Annotated in this window: 1 protein-coding gene and 1 pseudogene; both read right to left on the reverse strand. The window is 74.5% G+C overall.

Going from position 1 to position 899, the window contains the following annotated elements:
- Window positions 1-146: MoaD/ThiS family protein (locus AC27IQ_RS25850; RefSeq protein WP_487091349.1), on the reverse strand; the 146-nt coding region annotated here is incomplete at its 3' end.
- Window positions 143-899, reverse strand: a pseudogene (locus AC27IQ_RS25855) (molybdopterin molybdotransferase MoeA); the annotation flags it as partial. The gene AC27IQ_RS25850 and the pseudogene AC27IQ_RS25855, both read right to left, overlap by 4 nt.

Raw genomic sequence — 899 nt, forward strand, 5'->3', positions numbered from 1 at the left:
AGGCTGTGCGCCCAGGGCCCGCCGCGCGCGATCAACTCGTCGCGCAGCGCGCCCAGCGTGGCCGCCTGCGTCGCCAAGCGTTCGCTGCCCTGCCCCACGGCCTCGCGGATCGCGGCGAAGTAGCGCACGGTGACGGTGCGACTCATGACTGCAGCTCCGCCCAGGGAATGAAGCGCACGGTATCGCCCCGCGCGATGGTCTGGCCGGCCGGGGTGTCCACCACGCCGTCGCCCCAGGCGACCGACGTGAGCACGCCCGATCCCTGGTGGGGAAACAGGTCCAGCCCGCCCGCCGCATTGCGCCGCACGCGCAGGAACTCGCGGCGCCGGTCCGCGCGCGGCCAGTCGAAGTCGGCCGTGGCCGCCACGCTCTGCGGGGCGACGGCCTGCACGCCCTGCAGCCGCAGCAGGAACGGGCGCACCAGCAGCGCGAAGGTCATGAAGCTCGATACCGGGTTGCCCGGCAGCCCCATGAAGTGCGCCGCGCCGATGCGGCCATGGGCGAAGGGCTTGCCGGGCTTCATGGCGATCTGCCACAGGTCCAGCCGGCCCAGGGCCTCGACGGCGGGCTTGACGTGGTCTTCCTCGCCCACCGACACGCCGCCGCTGGTCAGGATCAGGTCGTGCTCCAGGCTGGCGCCACGCAGCGCCTCCAGGGTGGCCTCGCGCCGGTCCGGCACGATGCCCAGGTCGGTCACCGCGCAGCCCAGGCGGCGCAGCAGCCCCCGCAGGAAGAACCGGTTGCTGTTGTAGATGGCGCCGGGCGGCATGCGGGCCGGGTCCACCTCGCCGGGCATGACGAGTTCGTCGCCGGTCGAAAACAGCGCCACGCGCGGGCGCCGCGCCACGGTGAGCCGCGCCAGGCCCGATGCTCGCGGCCAGCCCCAGCGCCGGCCGGCG

The sequence above is a fragment of the Acidovorax sp. KPB24-07 genome (genome assembly GCF_057543315.1).